The 17,015-nt window shown below is 56.5% G+C and carries 7 protein-coding genes; 3 read left to right on the top strand and 4 right to left on the bottom strand.

What is annotated here, in order from left to right:
* The 3 genes from AC07W7_RS18170 to AC07W7_RS18160 all read right to left on the bottom strand — a co-directional run bounded on the left by AC07W7_RS18170 (position 1) and on the right by AC07W7_RS18160 (position 10,789).
* The gene (locus AC07W7_RS18170; RefSeq protein WP_232243861.1) at positions 1–606 is read right to left on the bottom strand and encodes a hypothetical protein; all 606 of its coding nucleotides are present in this window, start codon (positions 604–606) and stop codon (positions 1–3) included.
* 90 nt (positions 607–696) lie between these two features.
* Positions 697–2,433, bottom strand: a complete 1,737-nt coding sequence (locus tag AC07W7_RS18165; protein WP_076961364.1) for an Ig-like domain-containing domain — start codon at positions 2,431–2,433, stop codon at positions 697–699.
* A 34-nt stretch (positions 2,434–2,467) separates the two neighbouring features.
* Positions 2,468–10,789 carry a Tc toxin subunit A-related protein gene (locus tag AC07W7_RS18160; protein ID WP_495039839.1) on the bottom strand — a complete coding sequence of 2,774 codons (8,322 nt, stop codon included), beginning with the start codon at positions 10,787–10,789 and terminating at the stop codon, positions 2,468–2,470.
* Positions 10,790–11,346: 557 nt separating this feature from the next.
* On the opposite strand from AC07W7_RS18160, the gene AC07W7_RS18155 reads away from it, so the two are divergent.
* The 3 genes from AC07W7_RS18155 to AC07W7_RS18145 all read left to right on the top strand — a co-directional run bounded on the left by AC07W7_RS18155 (position 11,347) and on the right by AC07W7_RS18145 (position 13,784).
* The gene (locus AC07W7_RS18155; protein ID WP_495039838.1) at positions 11,347–12,123 is read left to right on the top strand and encodes a helix-turn-helix domain-containing protein; all 777 of its coding nucleotides are present in this window, start codon (positions 11,347–11,349) and stop codon (positions 12,121–12,123) included.
* Positions 12,124–12,223: 100 nt separating this feature from the next.
* Complete coding sequence (gene yddG / locus AC07W7_RS18150; protein WP_495039837.1) at positions 12,224–13,129, top strand: aromatic amino acid exporter YddG; 906 nt, start codon at positions 12,224–12,226, stop codon at positions 13,127–13,129.
* A 328-nt stretch (positions 13,130–13,457) separates the two neighbouring features.
* Complete coding sequence (locus tag AC07W7_RS18145) at positions 13,458–13,784, top strand: DUF2388 domain-containing protein (RefSeq protein ID WP_495039836.1); 327 nt, start codon at positions 13,458–13,460, stop codon at positions 13,782–13,784.
* A 79-nt stretch (positions 13,785–13,863) separates the two neighbouring features.
* Here the strand turns inward: AC07W7_RS18145 and AC07W7_RS18140 are convergent, their stop codons facing one another.
* A complete protein-coding gene (locus AC07W7_RS18140) occupies positions 13,864–17,010 on the bottom strand; it encodes a multidrug efflux RND transporter permease subunit (RefSeq protein WP_495039835.1) in 3,147 nt (1,048 codons plus the stop codon).
* Positions 17,011–17,015: the final 5 nt, after the last annotated feature.

The following is a 17,015-nucleotide window of genomic DNA, read 5'->3' as shown; positions in this document are numbered from 1 at the left end:
TCATCGTCCCTGCGTGTTGACACGCGCAAGGGGATCTCCCCAACGGCTGTAGCCGGGGCGATCAGGGTGCGCCCCTGGACATTGCTCATCGCGTAACCGGGCCTTTTTCCCGGTGACGCAACCACAGAGTTCGCAGATTTTACGATTGCTCTCGCCCGTCAGGGCTGCGCCCACCCGATAGGCCAGCTTGTCTGGCGTCGCAGTGTGATGCGGGCAGGCCTCACAGGCACTAAGCCGTTGTTCGAAAAGATCGTTGTCGGTGGTCTTGAATCCTCCACGTCCCCAGGCCACAAAAGAGTGTGCCGCTTTTTTCAGCAACGCACTGTTACTCAGTTCGATACTCGACGACCGAGCGCTTGTGTGACTACTGTTTTCGGGTTGCAGAGACTGTTGTGGATGCGCCAGCAGATGGTCACGAAAGACAGGCGCTATACGTGCCGTAAAGAGCGCTGTGGCGTACGTTGGGTTATCGATAATGGCGGTGAAAACCGCTCTGCTGACCGGTCCATCCAGTCCGAGATAATGACCGGTCTGTAAACAGCCGTCGTCGAGGCTGGTAAACGCCTGGAAGTCAGGAGGCATTGCTTGATTGTCGCTGATTGTCATATTGAAGACCTTTTTGCCGAGGTATATGAGCTGCCTCTAACCAGGGGTATCCACCCGAATGGATACCCCTTTGGTTCTGGGTCGATAGCGTCAGCTGGAAGGAGACTGAAAGGCTGCCCGGACATATTGTGGATTCAAGGCATTGCCATCCGCGGAGAGCAGGTCAGAGACCGTTATCTTGTACGTCACCCCCGGCTTCAGGTCGGCAATCAGGTTGATGGTATTCGGTATGCCTGGGGGGCTCACCACGCTCAGTACTTTGGCCGCCGGGTGAAGGAAGTAGTTGGCGACGTCTTGTGCCGAGGCTTGGTCCAGAGGGTCACTGAAAGTCAGCGCGACAGGCGCCTTTATGTCGGCCCCTGGAACGGCGTAGAGCAACTTGAGCGTGGCGGGTTGAGGACCACCGGCGCAGGGAGGGGAGGGTTCAAAAGAAACCGCCCGGCGGTAGGTTTCAATGCGGCAATCCAAGTCCGTCGCATGGCAGCCGGTTTCTGGATGATCTGCCTTGGTCGGGATATGGCTGAAGAATGCCTCTACCTGGCTTATTGCAGCAAAGATGACAGACGGATAAAGCGGATTGAATACGCTTTGCAGGACAGAGGGCGCCAGATAGTCTGCGACTGATTTGCAGAGCAAACCTGTAGGCCCTACCGGTTGCGTATCCGAGAAACGGCTGACCAGATACCCCAACACCAAGGCCAACCCTTGCCACTCCAGTGCTTCGGCACGTACCAGGCCGCCTTGCACCAGGACATACTTTTCTTTGCCCAGTTTCAGCGAAAAAGCATTGGCCCCGCGACTCGCCGCATCCAGGATGAAGTGGGTGTCCGGGTAGATGGAATGGAAGAGCTTGAACAGCCACAAACAATAACCTGCTCGCTGCGGGTCACGTACCGAATAAGCCTGCTGGGAGTGTTGCGCTTCCTCGGCCTGTATCCGGGTCAGGAATCCCAAATCTATGGCATGCTGCGGAATTTCCAAGGTAAACCCATGGTCGCCCTGCAGGGTAATTCCGCCGGTGCCCGCGCCTGAGCTGCGCAATAAGGTTGCTGCGCTTTTTCCGGCATTAGCCAGGAACGCATCCACGGCTTGCGTCGGACGCGCTGAAAGAGCCGTGCTCTTGAGGTTGGCAGCGTGAGCATTGATTGCCGCGTCATGGGCTCGGGTTGTTACAGCGGGCTCGGTGCCTCGATGAACCGCCAAGCCTTGGTCAGCTAACTCGTCGTAGTACAACTGCACGGAAAAGTCGCCAGACAAGATACCGTCCGTGTCGATCAGGTGCCCGTCCAAGTTGATAGGTTGCCCGATGGATGTCGAGATATTCCACACGCCACCCGTGTAACTTTTGACTTCCAACTTGGTGATTTCAGTGGGTGCGCCGTTGGCTAAGAGCACCTTATAGCCTGGCCTTAGCATCTGCGCCTGGATCAGTTTGCGGTCCGCGCCCAGAAATGTGTGATTCATGGTGACGGTGACAGTGATTTCTTCTGCGCCAAGAAGGAATGAAACATAAGCCATTTCCGGCTGGACACTGGTCACAGTTGTCCCGTTGGAAAAGGCGACGTCACGTACTTGAGACTGACCGTTGGGGTCGTACGCAAGTACAGAATCACCGACCACAAAGGTCTGGATGGCTTTAGTCTGCGTGGTCGACTGGCGCACCGGGGTGTCGAAGGCCAGGCAGGAACAGGTGCAATTACAGCATGTTCCCGTTATTGCATCGCAGACCAGAACCAGATGGTTAACGGGCCATCCATTGGCTTTGCACGTGTTATTGATTTGCGTTGACACGCTGCCACAGTGTTGAGCTTTGCACATATCCGTCATGGTGTTTCTCCTTGTCATAAGCGCCGGGTGCTGCCTAAGGCCGGTTGGCGATGTAACTCACCAGCAGGCCGATAGAGATCAACTTGGTCGGGTCAATCCACCCTGTCTCGGTGGCGGCGATGCCAGATGGCACACCGCTTTTGGTGACGATCAGCGACCAGGGCTGATCGACCCAATCGGTGATGCTAAGGCCGGTAGCCGTCGCGACACCATTGGCTGCATTGAAGGTCAGAGGGACCTTGTTAGCGTTGGCCCCGGCACCTATTTCAAGAGAGGTTACAAGATTGCCTCCCAGCGTGATGTCATCGGGCAGTTGTAGCAGGGCGTCGATCCCTACCACCTGGTTGAGGCCTAGGTTGGCCGGGAACCATCCACGAGCCATGACTACGGTAAAGGCTTGTTGCGTGGCGTCTCTGGGGGGATGCGTAAAACCGAACCATTGAGTGGGGAAATTGGCGGCAAGATTGAAAGCGCGCTGGGCGCGATATGGAATGTTATTGATCTTGCTGCGGACCTCATTCGCAAAGGGTGTGCCACCGTCCAGTGCGGTGTAGCGCAGCCTGATTACCACATCGGTCAGGCTGGTATAGTCGAGTCGGTTACTCTCTTTGGGCATTTCCAGTCGGTAAGCGCCTATGGCGCCTGTACCTTCAAATGGTAAGTAGCGAGCATCGTTGAGATCCAGCTGGAACATACCGGCATCGTCAATACCGCTTGAAAGGACCACCTTCTGGCTGGCCCTCCAGTTTGCCCGGAGTACGCTGGTATCAGGGGTTTGAGAGCTGAGGCCCAACAGGTAGTCGACACCATCTATATCGGGCTTGATCAGAATCTGGCTGCCGGTCTGGGTCAGCGTGGCCTTGATGTTCTGATTCGGCCCCAGAATCGCTGGAATGGTGATGGAAATCGACTTGACCTGCCTGGCGTAGTGGCCCGGATAGTCGAGATCAAACAAGTACTCGCTGAGCAGGACATCGCATACCCCGGTATTTTGAAAGCGAACAAATGCTTCCGGGTCCAGGGCCAGTAAGGAGATGGTTTTTTCAATCTCGAAACTGCGAGTGTTGTTGCGATAATAAGCGGCCTCCATCTGGCTCAGACTGATCATCAGCTGTTCACCGGCCAGCAGGCCTTTATGCAGCCCGTCCCAATAGTCGAACGTGATGAAACGGTCGGTCGAGTTGATCTCGAACTGGTAAGCCTGCTGCGCGGAAACTGCCAGCTCCAAGGCCATTCGGTAAGCTTGCCCGTAGACGGTGCTCAACCGTGCAACCATCCATTGGTACAGCTCTACATTGGTGAATTTCTTACGCAGGAAGTCATCCACTTCAGCGGCATTCGTCAAGGTTTGGCGATGCGTCGCCAGCTGTTGCTGCAGGGTTTGCAGTTGCAAGTTGGAGGCGACGATTTGGCTGTCCAATACCTGAACATCGTACTTGGCTTGAGTCAGTGCCTGTTGCCATTCCTGTTCGCGTCGCTCGAAGCCTGAGACCATCTGGCTGACATCGCCTACACCCTTGGAAATCTGTGCCATCACTTCAAAAATTGAAGCCGCAGCTTTCAAGCTGTTACCTATCTCTCGCCCACCATAGGTCATGGCAAAAGGTGAGCCGGCGTTGGGTATCAGGAACGCGCCGGACGACAAGCCATTCATGATGGTACTGGTGGTGCTCAGGACGTTTGACAGAATGACCATGGCTACTTGCAGTTGCTCGGCTGGGATCAAGCCCTCATCGATTAACGCCTGGTAGAAAGACTGCCGTGCAGTAACGGCCTGATTACTGATCTGCAACCCAGCAATGCGCTCTTTTGCCTCGGCAATCTGCAAGTCCATCGACCGGGTCGTGAGATTAAGTATCTGGATCTGTTGGCCGGCGCTCAATCGTGCAAGTGCTTCGGCATCGTTCTTCTCCAGCGCGCCCAACAGCAGGCTGCCAATTTGGCTGAGTTGCTGGGTGAAGTCCTTGGCCATACGGAAAATAGTCGTGAAACGATAGGGGGGCGCGCCCGCCTGTAGCTGATCAACCACTTTGGACGCGGCTCCCGCCGCAGAGGCCCGAACCAGTGCCATCGGATCAATGGGTGGTTCAAACAAGGCCAATTGACGCACGACGCCATGAATATTCATGCAATGACGGATCTTGAACAGGCGTTGTTCGACCATGTCCCAATATTTGATTAGGTCGCTGTTTTCAGGTACGCAGAAGTAAGAGTCCAGATCATTGAACGGGACGTAACGATCGCTGCTATCCAATGGTATGGCGACTGCCTCGGAGAGCCCCGAGACGTTTTCCATGTCAATCAAAAATTGCGGGATATCGGCACCGTACTTCGTTTGTATATCTTTGAACGTCGCCGGTGCTTCAGTCGCGCAACTCCCGACGTCAATCGGACGCGGCCCCAGCAGTTCACGGGCGACGATGTAGAGCAACGTCGCCTGGCTGACTGACTCCCAGGTGTCCTTGGTGTACTCGAAATCACCCCAGTCGAGCAGTAAACCGACATACCGCATCACAATCGCTTTCGGGTAGGCCGTTCCACGAAGACGAGCAATGACGTGAGGTTCGAAGGGATGGTTGTTATAAGCCTGGATTTGCAATGGGTCGGTCAGGATGTCTTTCAGGTGCTCAACCGACAGGTCGCGAAAAGCAACCAGTTGCCAGAATCGATTGTTCTGATCTTTCACCGTCGGATCAGAACCAACCGGTATGGTTGGGTTGAAGATGTATTCAAACCACTGCCGGGCCTCGGCGAAGCGCTGGTTGGCCTGCAATTGGCTTGCGATCATCCAAGGGCCGTAGAGATAAATCTCCCAGAAGTAAAGGCCATACGGTCCTTTGTAGTCGATGGCGTCACCATCAAGCAGCAGGGGCGGCTTGATGTTGGGGGAGGGGGCCCCCTTGTTGTAGAAACGACTGAATGGGAACGCTGGAGTAGCAGGCTCGACCTGGGTGGATGGCGAGAGCAACCTGGGTACACCCCCGGAAAATAGTGCCCGGCTCAGACGACCGATGGCGCCAGTCGACAACCGCTCGACTGACCAGATAATGCTCTCGAAGGGAGCTGGGGAGTCGGTGTAGTTGCCAGAGATCAATGTTGTCTGGTTCGTTTCACTGCCTGCGTGGACGGATACATATTCCTCGAGTCGCTTGATGCCCGGTTCAGTCGAGCGCAGGATAAATGACTCGTCTCCGTTATCCCACAAGAACCATAAGGGCTGGTTGATGACCGGACTGGTGAATCCGGCCCGGTCGCTGACGTTGAACAAAACCTCCACGCTCTTTGTAGGTATCCAGACATCGGTGGCCCCCTGACCGACCGCATTGATCAGGAAGACGTTGTCGAAGTCGGTCATCCGCATCAACGGCACTTGGTCAGACGCGACAACTGCTCGAGGAATCTGTGGCAGGTAGGGTTTGGGGGCTGTGGGGTTGAGGTTGTAGGCGCCAAGAACCGGATAGGTCGGTGAGACATCCAGCCCATTGAGCAGCAGGCGTGACTGGTTTGCATAGGTAGCACCGCTCGTCCCTTGATTCGAGGCAGCTATGGCGTACTGGCTGGAGTTATACAGCGTTTGGGCCAAGGCCATGGCATCGGGATTAGTGATGACCTTTGGATCAGGGGCAACCGGTGGAATGGGAGTGCCGCCCGGCAGGTCGTAGAACCAGCCATAGTTGACGATAATGCTGTCTTGCGCGTCGTTTTTGCCCTTGATCAACATGGGCGTCGCGATCTTCCATTCCGGGCGGTTGACGTTGAAGTCGGCCGGGTTGATCTGTGGTGTGCTGTACCCCCCCTGCATGGGGGCGAAATTGATGACAAAGTGGTCAAGCGTTTGTGGGCTGGTCCACTTGCCGCTGAAATTGATAAAGCTGTACTTCAGCGTTGCCCCTGTGTCGGCGGAGTTGTTCGCGCTTCCTCCCTGCACCATTGAGGCTGATGTTGTGTCCTGTTCTACCCAAAACAGAAAAAGTCGGTCATAGGCGTAAAGCGGAGAAACAATCGGCGAAGGTATAAGCAGGTCGACTTTCTCAAAGGCGGTCCATCCAGTGGTATCAATCCGTCGTTGCAGGTAGTAGGTGTAGGGCGCGGTTGCCGTGCGCGACAGCAGGTACAGCATGGGCGTCATCGTGCCCTGGGATGAGGGGTCCGGCGCAATGCCATAGTAAGAGCCGACGGGCTTTAGCTGTGCAAGTGACTCGAAGGTTTCAAAGTAGTCAACATAGGCATCGTTGACCGTTATCGGGGTGATATCGTTAGCTGTGAGGTTATCCTGAATGTTCTGAAACTGTGGGGTTTTGTCCAGGCGTAACTGCGGCTCAAGGTAGTTCTCCGGGTAGAGGAAAACCTTGCGATTAGCTTCCCATAACGGGTATGACCCGATCCAGCTCCACCAGATCTCCGGAATGCTCAGTTTTGAGATACCTGGTTCCAGCATCATTCTGGCGCGTTGCATATAGAGCTGAACCGAGAGAAGGGCTTGCTTGATGTAAGAGATGTCGGCACATCCACTCATTTGAGTGTCGATCAATAGGTAGGCGTAGAGCTCGTCAATGTTGTTGATCGTGGCAAATGTGCGGTTCAGTGTATAAATCGCGTAAGGCGTCAGCACATCACGCTTGGCTTCGTTCACCGCGTTCTCGACGGGACGGTAAACAGTCTCCCAACCCTGGTTGCCGTAACGCGCTTTGAGCGATCCAATCGTCGAAGTCGATGCTGCCGAGTACTTGGTCCACGTGGAGGTATCAACCTGTGCCGGCAGGATATTGAGCCGAGCCAGCGACAGAGTTCCGTCAATGTCCAGGCCAAGGTTTGTGGCCGTGTCGAAGCAGGCTTTCATTGTGACAAGCCCTGCCACAGTGCTGTCGTCCGCAGAGGTGCCATACAGCGTTGAGCGCAATCGGCAGATCTGACTTACCGGCCAACCGCTCAGCGTTGAGAGGACCTCGGTCTTTTTATCGACCAAGCAATCTTGTCCGGCAGGCAGAGAAAAATACTCAGGCAAGCGCTCTTTAGTGTCATCCCAGACCTCGCGCAAGCGCTGGTAATTCCACATGGCCCGCACATTATCCAAAGTAAGCGTATTCAACGCGGCGATCCCGAAGGGCGCAGGGCAGTCGATTACAAAGGTGATGTCACTGGCGTTAAATCTCAGTTGCTGATTCAGCGTGACGACTCGAGACATCAACACCATGAAGTCACATATTGCCGGCGAGGGAGAGACCCATCGACCGGGCTGACCTACCGGTGGTTGCAAGAACGCAGCCACATAGTCTGTCAGACCTACTGTCGCGGCAATGTCCGGGCCAAGGGCCAAGAGCGTACCCGTATCAGAACCCAGCACAACCCCCAGTTGTTCTGACAACAGGAAGCGCTGTACACCACGGTTGGGGTGCTCGATATTTGGAGCTCCGCCGTAGGACAGCAACACGGCAACCACATGCTCGATCCGACCTTTGGTCAACAGTAGACGTGCCTGTACCTGGGCAATCATCGATTGACGGTCTGGCTGCGAGGCAAATAGAAACGATAAATCTGTTGCAGCGGTAAAACTTACCGTTAACACCCCTGTGCTGCTTAGTACGTTGTGGCTGACCAGTGCATCGAATGCTTCCTTGGACTGCTGTGCGTCAATCCGTGGGGAAACAAAGGACGCCACATCAAGAGGATCGACAAAAGCAACGCTGGTAAAGTCCACAACCTTTTCTAAAACGGCACCATACACGCTAAGAAAGCCTGCCTGATGTGTACTGAGCCGATCGAAGAAAACCTGCGACTGTTCGCCAGTAATATCCTGGCTGATAAAGCCTGGCCCCAGCACCAGCCAGTCCTGTGCCGTCTGCCAAAGCGCGGCGAGAATATTGGGCAGCGCCGCCAAGGTGAACATCGGGGTGTAGTGCTTGCTGACGGTGCCACGCAGCGAATAATCCAGCGCGTAGACATTCAGACGTGATTCTTTCAACCAGCTTGCCCAGTCTGCTACAGCCATAGCGCTATCGAGATCAGCGACTACGGGGATCTCGAGTAGGTCGAGCAGAATCAGATATTCGCCAACCGTCAATTTGGTCTGGCGCGCAAATTTTGCATAGCTGTAAAGCACAGACAGGTTCGGTACGCTGAGAGGGATCTGTACTGCATTCGCCGTCAAGTCGCCTGACAGTTTCAGCGATGCCAGAACCCGTTGCCCAATTGCGGTCAGATCATCATCCACGACATTCAGGCCGGCACGAAGCCGACTGCGCAGCTCCGCCAGTTGCGAGCTCGGTGCGGCGGGGGCATCGGGAGCCCACTCGGCGACTATGTCCTGATAGGTGATGTTGCCTGGGTATATCGGGTGATAAACAGGGAGTGCATCGGAAGGCGTATTGGCGGTCGGGATCACCACCATCACCGCCTGTTCTACCGCCTGGGCGAACGCGCCAGTCACGGTCAGAGCTATATCACTGACAACTGTGGCGACGACTTTGAGTTCTCCCGCGACTCGCACCCGCATACCCACTTCTATTTGTTGCTTGAAGGCGGTGTTGGTGCCGGTCACCGTAGTGCCCTGCACCGAGACGGTTCCTTTGGCGGAGAACGCAGGCAGCGCACCTACCGTCGAGCCCAGTATCGATGCGCTATTGAACAATCGGTCAAACATATCGAGGGGGCGCCCCGGATCGTCGATGCCTATTGTCTTTAGCGGTTGAAACAAACCGAGGGTTTCTTCCACAGAGCAACCCAGGCGTTGTGCTAAAGCCACTGTTCTACCTACAGCGGATACCGCATCAGCGTCGATGCGGCCTTGGCCAAGGGTCTGTATCAACCAGTCCAGATCGGCGTAGGGGAGTGTGCTTGCATTGGCCAGGCGTATGAATCGATTGAGCCTGTCCAATGCGGCCAGGTCGAGATTGGCAATACGGGATACTGGCATTGACGAATCGGAACGATCAATCATCACTGAAAGACACTTATCTGCCGCGAGCCCTTTATTTATGAACAATAAAGTGGCTAGTCCGGCCGCCTGCTCCTGTGCCGACAGCTGTTGATTCAGCAATGCTTGCAGTTGTGCAAAGTCGAGGCCGGTACGCTGGGTGAACACCAGGGAGAAGCCAAGATCAGTGGAGGGAAAGTCCATCATGGTCGAGGCGCCAGCATCTATATTCCAGAGTTGGACGGTGGTGAGTCGAGTCGCACTATCGACACTGAGCACCTGGGCACGTTGAGGCCCCAACTGAACGAAGTCCCCCACTTTCACCTGACTGGTAAAATCGGTGCCGTCACCGGTTACCGTATTTTTACCTTTGGCGACACTAACCGTCCCGCTGAGCAGCCTCTTGAGTAAACGACCGTCACCAATGCCGTAGTAAGGACCTATCGCCTCAGCGCTGGTCAACACGGTTGTGACTATTTGCGTGGTCGTGGGACTCAGACCAAGGGCCTCACGACCAATGGCTAGTGGGCCGGGGAGTTCAGATGTCGCAGGAGTTGAAACTTGCGCCTGATAGGTTTGGTAGATGTTTAGTAAAGAAGGCCCAAGAGTTGCGCAGTAAATCCGGGTCTGGGCTAGAGGTAGAATGAAAGGCAAGACGAATGGATAGGGTTGATCGGTCAAGGCCCTAAACACGTCATTCCAATGGGTAGAGCTGGCAATGGATGCTTCCAGGACTTCGTTGATGATTTGCAGATAGGGAACAAGCTGGCGAGTCATCTCTGGAGTCAGGGGAATATTCTCAATATCCGGGCGCCGCTCACTTAAATGCCAACCACTTGGAATGCCGGCATTGTAAGTCTTGTTGTCGATATACTGATAAATGATACGGAGCATGTCGACCATATAGGCCGAAGGACTGAAGATTGACTGATCAGGATCGCAACTGCAGTAGTCCAGCGATCCGAAGAAGTCCTGGTAACTCGGGATTGCTTCTATTAATGCGGCAAGATCAGCATCGGCAGTATTCATCGCTCCTGCACGGTAAAACGCAGACCCCACCGACCCTTTCAGCGCAAAGGCTGTCAGCTGGGCACGTAGCTTTGCTTGAACCGCAGCACGGTGAAGCAGACGAGCCGTTGCGGGGTCAATGTCGAGACGAGTTGCCTGTTTCTCGACAAACTCATCCTCTGACTGTTGAGCAATGTGATGCGCTGAAACCAGCCCAGCTTTCACCAAGCGATCAGCTAGATGTGGATCATCGGTGACTTGCTGCAAGCGCTGATAGGTTTTCAGGGCCTCTATGTTGTCCGCAGACAAGCTGGAGAGAATCATCTGGGATTGTGCAGTTTTTTTGAAAAAATCGTGTTTTCGAAGATTGAACTCAGGATTTTGCGAAAAAAACTTTACAAACGTTCCGCCAGAAATACCCATTGTAAACAGCATGATTTCACCTTCCTTGGTGCGGCCGTTTGTTTTCGATGGTGCTGAAAAAGAGCTATTGCCCATGGAGCAGGCAGAGGTGTATTGGGTATAGCGTACCTTTGGCAAAATGCCATTAAGAAAACTATTTTGACCATGCGGTGAACGTCATCAGCTAATAATAATTTCGCATCCACTTGATTTTATTGACTTAAGTCCAGGGCGCATGAAAATCATGCACGTGAGATGTTCATCTGAGGGACGTGATTGCGCGGCAGTGCGATCTTTCAAGTTGGCGGTAAGAAGCATTGGGGCGGAACGGGTGAAGTGGTGTTTTTCGCCTCTGTCATAGCCGCAAAATGTTTGTAGTGGCCTACCCACGGTCAGCATGATCCGTACGATTACGTTAAGCACGTGCTTATGCCTGTCGAAGATCGTATCTCAGGAAGAGGTGTAATTCCTGTGTTCACACGTGATCAAGTTAACCGCAGTTACTTGACTGCAATTGCTACCGTTAGCAGGCTGGTTCCTGGAGTTACCGTTGACGTAAGATAAGTGCCTCGGATTAAGGAGAGTGATGGATGAACTCTAAGGCCCCCGAACCATTCTCTCTGGCTCTGCGCTCCTATTCTGGTCAGGTCGAGCTTCACGAACATGACTTTCATCAAATCGTCCTGCCCCAGTCCGGTTGTATGGAGATTGAGGTCGATGGACGCGGTGGCAAGGTCGATGCGAGCCAGGGCGTGGTGATCGCCTCCGGGGCCCGGCATACATTCCTCGCCAACACCCATAACAGTTTCCTAGTGCTGGACGTATTGACTCAGCGTGCCGATGTGCACAAAAGCACCGTACAGTTACTTGACCCTCTCAATGAAAAACGCTTTTTTGCGGTCAGGCCCGATATTCGTCATTTGCTCGATTACGCAAGCAGCAATGGACCACGGTTGATCAGTTCGCCTACGATGGCTGAGTCATGGAGCCGGTTGCTGCTGGGTTCTTTATTGCAGCCAGAGGTTGCGCCGAACGATCCCGGGCAGTTTATCCTCGCCAGGGCATTGGCCTACATCGAACAGCACTTGAGTACGCCCATGACGGTGTATGACATTGCCCGTAACGCTGGGACCAGCGAGCGGCGCTTGTATGTCCTGTTCGGGCGGCACCTGAAAATCACCCCGTTTACCCATATAGCGACCTTGCGCCTCAATCTGGCCATCGACCTGTTGCACCAGACCGCTCTGTCGATCACTGAGATTGCGCATCGCGCCGGTTACGCCGACCAGAGTGCACTGAGCCATGCCCTGAAGAAAGCCCGTAACCTGACCCCGGCCTCGGTGCGCAAGCAAGCGCGCGGCCACTAAAAGCAGCAGACTTGAACAATTTTTTAGCGGGCTTGATCAATACGTCCTCGTACAACCTATCTATTGTCCCCGCATCAGGATTATCCGCAGACGGGCTAGCATGAACACGACTAACGCATCCAGCGCCATCACCAAAAGCGCCGTAGGTGCCACTCTGATTGGAGTGATTGCGGTGTTCCTGTGGGCGTGTCTGGCGCTACTGACCACCTTGACAGCCGGAATCCCGGCCTTTCAGTTGCTGGCATCGAGTTTTGCCGTCGCGTTCGTGGCGAGTATCTGCATACTCGGCTTGCGTGGCGCTGGGGGGTTCAGCAGTTGGCGACAGCCCTGGTATGTATGGGCAACGGGGTTCGCCGGCATCTTCATTTACCACTCGTTGTATTTCTTTGCCCTGAAGACCGCACCGGCGGCTGAGGCCAGCCTGATTGCCTACCTGTGGCCTCTATTGATCGTCCTGCTCTCAGGGTTTTCTACTGGCGAGTCGTTGCGCAAGCGCCAACTGCTAGGAGCCTTGCTCGGCCTGGCGGGGACAGCCTTCATCATGCAACAGCGTGCCCAGGGTGAAAGCGTCGGCATGCCGCTTATCGGTTATGCCGCAGCCTTTGCCTGCGCGTGGGTCTGGTCGATCTATTCGGTGGTCAACCGGCGTTTCAGTAATGTCTCAAGCAGCATCATCGGTGGTATTTGCGGCCTGATCGCAGTGGCTGGGCTGCTCTGCCACCTGGCTTTTGAAACCACGGTGCGGCCGGACGCAGGCCAATACGCAGCAATCATCGCCCTGGGGTTGGGCCCAGTGGGTCTGGCCTTCTTCGCCTGGGATCACGCGACCAAACACGGAAACCTAGTGATGCTTGGCGCCCTGTCTTACCTGGCGCCGCTGTTCTCCACCCTGCTGCTTATTGCCGTGGGGCAAAGCGATGCCAAGCCGATCCTGATAATTCCCGCAGTGCTGATCATCACGGGAGCGGTCATTGCCACTTTCCGGTCACGCAAGGCCTCGCGGTGATATCGACCTGGACTCTCGTTGAACCGAGCACCGCTGGAGCTCAAGTAAAGACTAGCTTAGAAAAATCCAGAGTGAAATTTTTGAGTCTTTCAAGAAGTATGAAAAAGGAGATGGGGGGCTAGGGGGCGAGTGTTTGAATCACTCCGTCCCGACTATATTTTCTGAGTAAAGCCAGATGCTTAAGCCGATCAGCCAGATCGGCTTTTTTGTGCCTGCGCAAAACCTGCCAAACCATTCCTATAGCCCGCACAGATAAGGTGGGCGGCCAAACACACCTCCCCAACTCTGTTATCGTGGCGCCCCTCTGAACGCAAGGAAGCACTCACCCATGGATTTTTGGCACCCTCTGGCAATCACCCTCCTGCTGGTGGCTGGCACTCAGGCGGTGGCCGCCGAAAACAATAACCCGTTCCAGGCGGCGCTTATGCTCACCTCGGTAGCGCCCTTTGTGATCACCTCGGGAGCCACTGCGGGAACCTTATATATCCCAGAGCTTTTCAAATCGTCCAAAAGTGACGCGCTGGCGTTTATTGGTTCCGATGGCGAGATCCGTGGTGCGCAGTTTGAGCAGGCGTGCAGGTATTACCGTTCGGCCTACAAGCCAGCGCTGATGTCTGACGCGCAACTGGCCCTGGCGATCGCCGCCGCAGGTTGACGTCGGCGACACCGCCGCCAGGGAACCACCGAGCCCCTGCGAGGCTGCGACAGTTCCCACAGTTGATTTTCGTTATCCCTTACTCCTTGACCCGCGTGGCTGGCAGTGTGTTGTCACCCTGATGGGGGGCCGATTTTGGCTTGAGCATCGACAGCACCCAGACAAAGAACACCGGCACAAAAATCACCCCCAATACCGTCGCGCTGAGCATCCCGCCGACCACGCCGGTGCCGATGGCGCGTTGGCTGGCAGCACCCGCGCCGGTGGCGATGGCCAGGGGCACCACGCCGAGGATGAAGGCCATGGAGGTCATGACGATGGGGCGAAAGCGCAGGCGCGCGGCTTCGATGGCCGCATCGCGCAGGGAGTAGCCCTGGGCCCACAGGTCCTTGGCAAACTCGACGATCAGGATCGCATTCTTGGCCCCCAGGCCAATGATGGTGATCAGCCCGACCTTGAAGTACACGTCGTTGGGCATACCCAGGCTGGTCACGGCCAGCACCGAGCCGAGGGCGCCCACCGGGACGATCAGCATCACCACAAAGGGGATGGCCCAGCTTTCATACAGCGCCACCAGCAGCAGGAACACCACCACAAAGGCCAGGGCAAACAGCTGCAAGGCCTGGCCGCTGGCGATCTTTTCCTGGTAGGACAAACCGGTCCATTCATAGCCGATGCCCGCCGGCAATTCCGACACCAGGCGTTCGATCTCGGCCATGGCTTGCCCGGTGCTGACGCCGGGTGGGGCATCGCCGGCAATACGGATCGACGGGTAGCCGTTATAGCGGGCAATCTGCACCGGGCCTTGTTCCCACTGGGTGCTGACAAAGGCACTCATGGGCACCAGGGCCCCGAGGTTATTGGGGATGAAGAGCTTGAGCACGCTGTCCGGCGTCATCCGGTCGCGCTGGTCGGCCTGTACCACCACCCGCTGCTGACGCCCGGCATTGGCAAAGTCATTGACCACCGCCGAACCGAACGCGGTGGACAGAGTGCTGTTGATCGCATCAAACCCCACCCCCAGGGCCTCGGCTTTTTCCCGGTCGATGGTCAGGCGCAATTGCGGGGCCTCGGCCAGGCCTTCCATCATGGCGTAGAGGATCTTCGGGTTGCCGTTGGCCTGGCCCAGCAACTGGTCCCGTGCCGCCAGCAAGGCTTCGCGGCCCAGGCCTGCACGGTCCTGCAGGCGCAGGGAGAAGCCCCCGGAGTTACCCATGCCGTCGATGGGCGGTGGGCTCACCGCCATGATTGCGCCGTCGCTGGGGTTGGCAAAGTGTTGATTGACCCCGGCGGTTTCGGCTTCGGCAGATTGGTCATCGCCGCGCAGTGACCAGTCCTTGAGGGTCGGAAAAGCCAGGCCGGCGTTTTCGCCCATCCCGGAGAAGCTGAAGCCCAGCACCAGGAAGGTGCTGGCGACCGCCTCGCGGGAGGCCAGGAACTGTTCCAGTTCCTGGCCGGTGGTCGAGGTCCGTTCCCGCGAGGCGCCGGGTGGCAGTTGCACGTCAACGATCATATAGCCCTGGTCTTCCACGGGCACGAAGGACTCCGGCAGGCGCAGGTAGGTAAAGCCCAGCAGGGCCACCAGCCCCAGGTACACCAGCATCACCCGCCCGGTGCGTTTGACCAGGTGATGATTGAGCGCGCTGTAGCGGTCGGTGAGGCGCCCGAACAGGCGGTTGAAGGCGCCAAAGAATCCGCGTTTCTCATGATGCCCCTCGGCCACGGGCTTGAGCAGGGTCGCGCACAGGGCCGGGGTGAAGGTCAGGGCGAGGAAGCCGGAGAACAGAATCGACACCGCCAGGGTCAGGGAAAACTGCTGGTAGATGACCCCCACCGAGCCAGCCATGAAGGCCAGGGGCAGGAACACCGCCGACAGCACCATGGTAATCCCGATGATCGCCCCCGACACCTGGCCCATGGCCTTGACCGTCGCGGCGGCTGGCGACAGACCCTCATCGGCCATGATCCGCTCGACGTTTTCCACCACCACAATGGCGTCGTCCACCAGGATGCCGATGGCCAGCACCATGCCGAACATGGTCATCATGTTCACCGAGAAGCCCAGCAGGTACATCACCATCAGCGTGCCCAGCAGGCACACCGGCACCACGATGCTGGGGATCAGGGTATAGCGCACGTTCTGCAGGAACAGGAACATCACCAGGAACACCAGGACCATGGCCTCGACCAGGGTATAGATCACTTTCTCAATGGCCACGTCGACAAACCGCGAGGTGTCATACGGCACCGAGAACTCGACGTTGGGCGCAAAATTGACCGACAACTCCTGCAGGCGCTCCTTGACCGCACTGGCGGTCTTCAGCGCGTTGGCCCCCGGCGACAATTGCACCGCTGCACCCACTGCCGGCTTGCCATTGAGGCGCGTGGCGAAGTTGTAGTCCTGGCTGCCGACCTCGATCCTCGCCACATCGGCCAGGGTCACCTTGGAACCATCCTGATTGGCGCGCAGCACAATGCGCCCAAATTCCTCGGGGTTGTCCAGGGTGCCCTTGACCGCCAGGGTCGCGGTCAATTCCTGGCCGACGGCGCCCGGCGAGCTGCCGAAGCTGCCTGCGGGCACCTGGACGTTCTGCGCGCTGATGGCCCGGCTCACATCGTCGATGGACAAGCCGTAGCCCACCAGGCTTTGCGGATCGAGCCAGATGCGCATGGCGGCTTCCGCGGCAAAGAATTGCAGCTTGCCCACGCCTTCGACCCGGCGGATTTCGTTGTTGATATTGCGCGCCGCGTAGTCGGCCAGCAGGGTCGTATCCTGATTGCCCGTGTCCTTCTTGTAGCTCAGGGCGTAGATCAGCAGAAAGCCCGCGCTGGTCTGCTCCACCTGGATCCCCTGGCTGAGCACCGCCTGGGGCATGCGCGCCTCGGCTTTTTTCAGGCGGTTCTGGACCTCGACCTGGGCCATGTCCGGTTGGGTGCCGGGCTTGAAGGTCACGACGATTTCCGCCATGCCGTTGGAGTTGCTGGTGGAGTCGAAGTAGAGCAGGCCCTTGGCGCCATTGAGTTCTTCCTCGATGACACTGGTCACCGAATCCACCAGCACCTTGGCCGACGCCCCGGGGTAGGTGGCGGTGACGGTGATTTGCGGCGGGGCGACACTCGGGTATTGGGCCACCGGCAGGGCCGGGATGATCAGCAGCCCGGCCATGGAGATAAATAACGCAATGACCCAGGCAAACTTGGGGCGCTTGATAAAAAACACAGACATGGTGA

Source organism: Pseudomonas sp. GW821-FHT01D09 (genome assembly GCF_059422465.1).
This window is presented reverse-complemented; position numbering and strand designations above follow the sequence as displayed.